This is a genomic window from Candidatus Latescibacter sp. (assembly GCA_030692375.1).
In the GTDB taxonomy this organism is placed as follows: Bacteria; Latescibacterota; Latescibacteria; order Latescibacterales; family Latescibacteraceae; genus JAUYCD01.
The window spans coordinates 1-6,876 of the sequence record JAUYCD010000122.1 but is presented as its reverse complement, the minus strand read 5'-3'; the positions used below and the strand labels follow the sequence as shown (position 1 = coordinate 6,876).

The following is a 6,876-nucleotide window of genomic DNA, read 5'->3' as shown; positions in this document are numbered from 1 at the left end:
ATATTCCCCCCTTAACAAGGGGGGATGCCAAAGGCAGGGGGGATTTCTTCTTCCCGGCGAATAAAGATCCCCCCGCCGCTTGAGCGGCGACCCCCTTTTTAAGGGGGTAAAAAAAACTTCAGCACCAGACATTATCTGATTAACAGGATTATACTCTTTGTATTTTCCAAAATCTTGTAAATCTTGTTAATCCTGTCAAATTTTTTTTCTCTTTTATTCTTTTTTGCGAACTTTACGAGAGATATTTTACATTGTTTTCATAATATACAGGAGAACCGGTTATGAATCTGAAAGGCATTGTTACCCCGGTGGTCACGGTATTTGATGCCGCGGAAAATATCGACGAGAAAGGGTATAGGAAGGTTATCGAATACCTGATAGCTCACGGCGTTCACGGGATTTTCGCCTGCGGCGGGCAAGGGGAAGGATACAGCCTGACCGCAAGCGAAAAGCACCGCTTGCTTGATATTTGCCTTGAAACAGTCGCCGGGCGGGTTCCGGTGCTCCAGGGAACCGGCTCGATCACCACACGCGGCGCCATAGAAATGACCCTGGCAGCTAAAAAGGCGGGCGCCGATGCCGCAGTGGTCAGCACTCCTTACTACATCAGCCCCAGCCAGGAGGAGCTTTACCAGCATTACAAAGCCATCCTTGAAGCGGTGGATATTCCCCTGTACATCTACAACAACCCCTGGCGGACTCATCTGAATATACTGCCGGAAACAGTGGCCCGTCTTTGCCTGCTTTCGGAAAATATGAAGGGCATCAAGGATTCTAGCGGGGATATGGGAATGACTCTTGGGTACAAGCGGCTCTGCGGGGAAAAGTTCGAAGTGTTCATCGGCCGCGACCAGCTTATCTATGCCGGGCTTTTGACCGGCCTCGACGGCGCAGTCGCCGCCACTTCCAACGCCGCGATTGACATCGTGGTAGGGATTTATCGAGAATTCACTGCCGGGAATCTGAAAGCTTCCAGTGAATTCCAGGAGAGACTGGTTCCCCTGCGGGAGTTCTTCTCCGCGGGCACATTCCCGGTTGTGGTGAAGGAAGCCATGACACTGCAGGGGCTTCCCGCCGGGCCCTGCCGCCGCCCGGTCGGGCCGCTCTCCGAAGCCAGGCGCAACGAGCTGCGGGGCATCCTGAAAACTATGGGGCTGCTGTAAAATAAAGGAGTCGCCATGCGCATCATACTTCTCATATTTTTCCTGTTTTTACTCGTCACCCCGGCCTTCCGCGCGGAAGTGCCCCTGAATCTTATCGCGGAGCCGAAGGAGGAAGTGTACAAGGAGGCGGACGGCGTACAGCTCAAGCTGTATATATTCACCCCGGCGCACCACAAGGCGGGAAGCCGCACTCCGGCCATCGTCTGCATCCACGGCGGCGGGTGGGCGGGCGGCAGCCCGCAGCTCTTCTTCCCGCACAGCCGCTATTTCGCCTCGCGGGGCATGGCGGCGTTTAGCATCTCCTATCGCCTGACCAGCCGTGAGGGGGTGACTCCGGGCGACTGCATCGAGGACTGCAAATCGGCTGTACGCTATATCCGGAAGAATGCTGACCGTCTCGGAGTGGACCCCAAGCGTATCGCTATCCTGGGCGACTCTGCAGGCGGCCATCTGGCGGCGTGTCTCGGTGTGATGGACGGCGGAGAGTTCGAAGCCCCCGGAGAGGACCGGAGCACCAGCGCCATGGGCAACGCACTGCTCCTCTACAATCCCGTGGTGGATTTAAACAGCGACAATCTCCTCCGTATCGTTCCGGAAGGCCGCCCTTTGAAAGGATTTCCCGGCCTGACCCGCGAGGAAATCGGAAGGAAGGTTTCACCGCTCTTTTACATCAGGCCCGGACAGCCGCCGACTTTGCTCATGCACGGCCTGGACGACACAAATGTGGCGCCGAGCCAGGGACAGCGCTTCGCCGAGGCCATGCGGAAGGCTGGCAACCGCTGCGAGCTGGTGATGCTCCCCAAGACACAGCACGCCTTTGTGATTGTGAATTATACCACGCCGGACGAGCAGGTGGTCAACGCCATCCGCATGGCAGACCAATTCCTGGCCTCGCTGGGGTATCTCAAGGGGAAACCGACGCTGGTGACTCCGAAATGAGTAAAAATATTGTCTAAACCTTGATTCTCATGATTATGGGATTAAATTGATTATTATAGGAAGGCAGCCCCCTAAATCCCCCAAAGGGGGACTTAACATGGTACATGTAATAACATGTAAGTGAAACATAATTAGTAAAAAACTGTTACGCTTTGTCTTTCAGTTTTTAAAAGTCCCCCATTAGGGGATTTAGGGGGCTGTAGTTTTGAGGCTTATAGAAAAAAATCCTTTTTTTTATGAATAATCCGAGCTAAAAGTAATTGTATATTGGGAAAAATTTACTTTATTCCGGAGGGATGCAACATATTCCTCTCGCCTTTTTGAGAGAGGGGAAGGGGGTGAGGGTAATGGGCTTGCAGAAATATCAACTCTGGCTCGTTTTTCTGATATATGTCCTTTTTGCAGCAGGGATACTGGTTTCAGTAAAATACTTTCAATTTTCTCCTTTTTTGCTGTTCTGGGCGGCCGGTGCGGTTTCTATGGCGTTTCTTTACCGCTCGGTATCCATGTTCATGGATATTTCCATTTTTCTCATTATATTCTGGATAATTGACGGCCGGGGATCAGAAAGCGAGATATTTCTCTTATTTTCTCTATCCGCTTTTTTGCTCATGACTGCGAGCTACCTAGTACGGTCGAAATCAGCAGTGATTCTGGCGCTGACTCTTGCGGCTCTCTGGTTCGCAGCGGCAAACGGTTTCGATTTACGGGGAAGCGGTTTTTCAGAATATTTTCTTTTCTTTGCTACAGTAACAGGAATGTCCATTTACGGTTTCAGCACGCTCCGGGCAGTTCCTCCAAAACCACGCAACATCGACCTCATCCTCTGCTCCTATTCAAGCAATACGGCTCATTACGCTTTTCAATTCGCCGGCGGCGCGAAGAAAGGCGGCGCGGAAGTGGTAATCCACCGTTTTCATTACTATAAAACTTTCGATGCTGTCCTGAACGGTGATGCCCTCGTGATCGCCTTCCCTGTTTATGGCTGGAAACCGCCCTGGACGTTCTGCGGCTACCTTTTGAAGAGACTGCCGAAAGGAAACGGCAAACCCGCCTTTGTCCTGTATACGGCAGCCGGAGGCCCCGAGAATGCCGGGATGGCTGCCTGGGCGCTGCTCACTCTGAAAGGATACCGGGTGATGGGCAGGAATTGGGCCACCTATCCCATGAACATCCCTACTTTCCGCCTCCTGCCGGGCCGAGTTTGTACTTTCCTGGACCGATTTCTTCCTTTAAGAAAAGATATCGACCGGGTAGTGGAGTCAGGAGAGGAATTCGCCCGTGGCGGATTTGCCGGGCTGCCATTTGTTCTGCTTCCCTTCCCGCTCTTCCTCTTCGGCTTTTTGCTCGACAACAAGCTGCTCGACAGCGTTCTGTACTGGAATTATGCCCGGAAGAAGCGGTGCAATCAGTGCGGTCTCTGTGTGCGGTATTGTCCAACGGAGCGGCTCTCCATGAAAAAAGGGTATCCGAAAGCGCGGGGCGCCTGCTGCCTCTGCATGAGCTGTGTCAACCTCTGCCCGACACGCGCCATGAATCTGGCCTGCTGGACCGAATACGGCCGTCAATATAAACCCCTATGGCCGGAGCTGCTTGTAAAAACGGAAGAGAAGAATCCAGGTATCGGCATTTAATCAAGTTAATCCCTTAATCAAGCGAATCAAGGTTCAGACTTTCTTTTGTGCCTTCTCTTTTTCCTTTGTCACTTTGCAGCTTTGTCACTTTTCTACTTTCTCCGCCTGCTGCACCGCCCGCGCAAGGATGCCCTGGGTGTAACGCCCCAACAACTCTTTTGCGATGTCCGGGTGCGTTTTCATTTCTTTGAGGACTATCCCTTCGAACTGTTTCTGAACACTATAATTTGTTTCTTCCAGCAGATTCCATTGTTTCCGGAGTGCAGGGATTCTTGAAGCATAGTCGCCGTCCACCCAGACCGCCAGCCTGCCGAATACCTGGTAAGCTGGCGCGGAAGAGGGAATCTCTTTCCCGGTCGAGTCGCCCGCCGCGCTTGCCTGGCCGAAAGCAAGACCCGCCGGAACCATGTCCTCGTCGAGATAAATCGGGATGTAGGGAGCTGAACACGGCTGATGAAGAGCGATCCACCATATCGAACCGGCCCCCCAGGGCATCGCCGGACGGAGCTGGAAAACGCTGGAATGGTTGGTTCCGGGGCTGCAGATAGTGGCGGTGTGACGTTTATGCGGCGGGCGTTCCTGATAATTGGCCGCCGTTTCGTATGGGGTGTTCTCGTAATGGTCGCGGAGCGCTTCGGTGATATCGCGAACGGTAAGCGGAGCTTTCGGTTTCACTGAAAAGGGGAGCCTGGCTTCCTCAGGCAGGGGTACTGTCCCGGCGGCAAGGCGTCTCGTGGCGCTCCACTGACGGTGGGTGTTGCCTGCGGCAACCCTGGTTTTGGGGTCGGCGTAGACTTCCTCGAAGCTGAACGGCCCTTTTGCGGGATCGTACCAGCCCCGTTTGACGGCATACTCGATCAGATCGGCCGAGCCGAGGAAATTGCGGGTATCCTTCAGATTCACCTCGCGGATGGTATAGGTGTTGGCGATAACGGCAACCCGGTCGTCCGGGACCCGCTCGGCTACCCAGTGCTTGCCGTTTACCATCGCCACCAGCCATCCTTCGCGGGGATCGCAGATGATAAGCGTTCTTCCGCTGGCGATATACCCGAACTTCTCGATCAGCGAACCGACAAGGTGCACCCCCTCACGGGCGGTTCGGGCGCGCTCGGCCACGATCTGACGGAGAATCGGGCCTCCGATGCCGCCTTCGGTGATATCCGGCTTGTCCTCACGGGAGGGGCAGTTGTCGGTGACCAGCGCGACTCCGTGTTCGTTGAAGAAACAGTCGCTGAATTTCTGTTCCGGAAGCTGCATCCACCAGAAAGCCCAGGTGGTTTTTACCTGGGGGATTCGTCCGCCGCCCTGGAGGGTCACCAATTCTCCCTCCGGATGTTCCATGCGCTTGACTTTCCGCATCCCGGCGACATTTTTAAAACTGTTATCCTCGTTGTGTCCGAAAAGCACGCTGCCATCGGCGGTGGCCAGCCTTCCCGCCACAATGGCGAAACACTGCTGGTAGTCAGCCGGTTCGGCCCCAAAAGAACTGAGCGCTACAAAAAGCAGAAAAGCGATGGAATAAAGAACGATCTTTTTCACAAGTCTATACCCTTTTATTATTTGAGGGAAGTTAATATGAATGAAGATAAATAAGCCTCACCGGTTTCAATTGTCAAGTCAAGAAAAGCCCTGTAACATGATTCACCTGATTCAAAGCAGGATTCAACATATTGAACCCCTGAAATATAGAAAACAGTTGTTTTTAGATTCACAATTTTCTATAATTCTCTTGAAATTTATAAGGAAACCTGATAAACAACAGTATGCATCAAAAGTATTTACCGGAGGGTAAAAATTTCATGAAAACCAAAGAACTGATAGCTGAGGTAATTTCGTTATCTGTTGAAGAACGGGCGATGGTTGCTGATTCATTGTTGAAGAGTTTGAATCCGCCGGAATCCGAGATAGATAAGAAATGGGCTGCAGTAGCAAAAAGGCGCTTGGAGCAGTTGCGTTCCGGGGAAGTCCAACCCGTTCCGGGCGAAGAAGTATTTCAGAAAATATGGAACAGGTTCTCGAAATGAACTATTCATTTCATCCTGAAGCAGAAAAAGAATTTGTTGAAGCCATTGATTATTTCGAGGAAGTAGAAATCGGGTTGGGTTATGGCATATTCATTGTTGCCGTTATGCACTTTCATCGAAACCCAGAATACTGGAAAAACAGACTGTAAGTAAATGCCGAACAATTCGCTTAACTCGGTCTCCCTGAGTCTCTGCGCTCACCTTGTTCCGGTGTGTTATGCTGACTGGCCGCGCCGCAGTGAGTGTTATCTGGAAACCATATAAACAGTAGTTAGCCGGAGGAACTGAATGCAAATAGCAATCTACACTGCCGTTATTATCGAGCGCTCTCCGGACGCGTTCTTGGTCAGGTGCGGAAGATGCAACGGTACAGGAGAGAACGACCAGGAGTATACATGCAGCGTGTGCAAGGGAACTGGCAAGGCATTGCTCAGAGTACCAGCGGATTGGGCTGATAGGGACGTGGGAGTTCTCAAGTGCGGACGTTGTCGTGGTAACGGAGAGAATAACCAAGAATACTTCTGCCAGGTCTGCAAAGGTGTCGGCGCTATCGTGAAGTGTTTTCCGAGAGTGGTCTGTTCCCGATGCAGCGGGACAGGCGAGAACAACCAACAGTACTTCTGCTCATCCTGTGATGCTTGCGGAAGTGTCTGGATCGGCAATGTCCCGTCATACTAACGATGATATTCTGGCTAACAATCGGCTGCAGCGGACGGCGTACCGCCGCCGCTGAACCGTGTCGTTAGGCTTCTGAAGTATATCCAAAATAGTTTGGATATGAATGAGATAGCCAAAATTTAATAAGGAGGTTGAAGGAAATGGAAAATAAAACAAAAATGTGTTTTGTAATGATGCCATCAGGCAATCATGGTGAATATAAAGGTGGCAAGGAGGAATCAGATTTTATATACCAAGGGATTATTATTCCGGCTCTAAAGAAAGTATTTGGAAACACTATTGAAATAGTACGTGAGGTTGACAATAGAAATCCTGGGGCTATAACAAGAGAACTTATTAGCCCGGATTATTCATAAAAAAAGGCAGTGCATCAACTAATATATTGTATTATATTGTAGTTAGACAAATAACGACGAACAAACACAATACAAATGAGTT

Annotated in this window: 7 protein-coding genes; 6 read left to right on the top strand and 1 reads right to left on the bottom strand. The window is 51.3% G+C overall.

Translation table 11 applies throughout. The features are described 5' to 3' along the window. Positions 1-281: 281 nt before the first annotated feature. From dapA to Q8O92_07715, 3 genes are all read left to right on the top strand, one after another. Positions 282-1,163, top strand: a complete 882-nt coding sequence (gene dapA, locus Q8O92_07725) for a 4-hydroxy-tetrahydrodipicolinate synthase (GenBank protein ID MDP2983202.1) — start codon at positions 282-284, stop codon at positions 1,161-1,163. 15 nt (positions 1,164-1,178) lie between these two features. Continuing rightward, on the top strand, positions 1,179-2,102 hold the full coding sequence (locus Q8O92_07720; protein ID MDP2983201.1) for an alpha/beta hydrolase: 924 nt from the start codon (positions 1,179-1,181) through the stop codon (positions 2,100-2,102). A 353-nt stretch (positions 2,103-2,455) separates the two neighbouring features. After that, positions 2,456-3,736, top strand: coding sequence for a hypothetical protein (locus tag Q8O92_07715; protein MDP2983200.1), 1,281 nt, complete (start codon positions 2,456-2,458; stop codon positions 3,734-3,736). Positions 3,737-3,820: 84 nt separating this feature from the next. Here Q8O92_07715 and Q8O92_07710 read toward each other — a convergent pair whose 3' ends face one another. Further along, complete coding sequence (locus Q8O92_07710) at positions 3,821-5,275, bottom strand: C69 family dipeptidase (GenBank protein MDP2983199.1); 1,455 nt, start codon at positions 5,273-5,275, stop codon at positions 3,821-3,823. A 260-nt stretch (positions 5,276-5,535) separates the two neighbouring features. Between Q8O92_07710 and Q8O92_07705 the strand changes: the two genes are divergently transcribed. The 3 genes from Q8O92_07705 (at position 5,536) to Q8O92_07695 (ending at position 6,794) form a co-directional block, all read left to right on the top strand. After that, positions 5,536-5,760, top strand: coding sequence for an addiction module protein (locus Q8O92_07705; GenBank protein ID MDP2983198.1), 225 nt, complete (start codon positions 5,536-5,538; stop codon positions 5,758-5,760). Further along, positions 5,739-5,909 carry a hypothetical protein gene (locus Q8O92_07700; protein MDP2983197.1) on the top strand — a complete coding sequence of 57 codons (171 nt, stop codon included), beginning with the start codon at positions 5,739-5,741 and terminating at the stop codon, positions 5,907-5,909. Before Q8O92_07705 ends, Q8O92_07700 begins: the two co-directional genes overlap by 22 nt. Before the next feature lie 669 nt (positions 5,910-6,578). Beyond that, on the top strand, positions 6,579-6,794 hold the full coding sequence (locus Q8O92_07695) for a hypothetical protein (protein MDP2983196.1): 216 nt from the start codon (positions 6,579-6,581) through the stop codon (positions 6,792-6,794). The last annotated feature ends 82 nt before the right edge of the window (positions 6,795-6,876 follow it).

Excerpts from the sequence above, each read along its gene's own strand:
- Q8O92_07695 (MDP2983196.1), top strand. The coding sequence starts at position 6,579 with ATGGAAAATAAAACAAAAATGTGTTTTGTAATGATGCCATCAGGCAAT.
- Q8O92_07700 (MDP2983197.1), top strand. The coding sequence starts at position 5,739 with ATGGAACAGGTTCTCGAAATGAACTATTCATTTCATCCTGAAGCAGAA.
- Q8O92_07720 (MDP2983201.1), top strand. The coding sequence starts at position 1,179 with ATGCGCATCATACTTCTCATATTTTTCCTGTTTTTACTCGTCACCCCG.
- dapA (MDP2983202.1), top strand. The coding sequence starts at position 282 with ATGAATCTGAAAGGCATTGTTACCCCGGTGGTCACGGTATTTGATGCC.
- Q8O92_07705 (MDP2983198.1), top strand. The coding sequence starts at position 5,536 with ATGAAAACCAAAGAACTGATAGCTGAGGTAATTTCGTTATCTGTTGAA.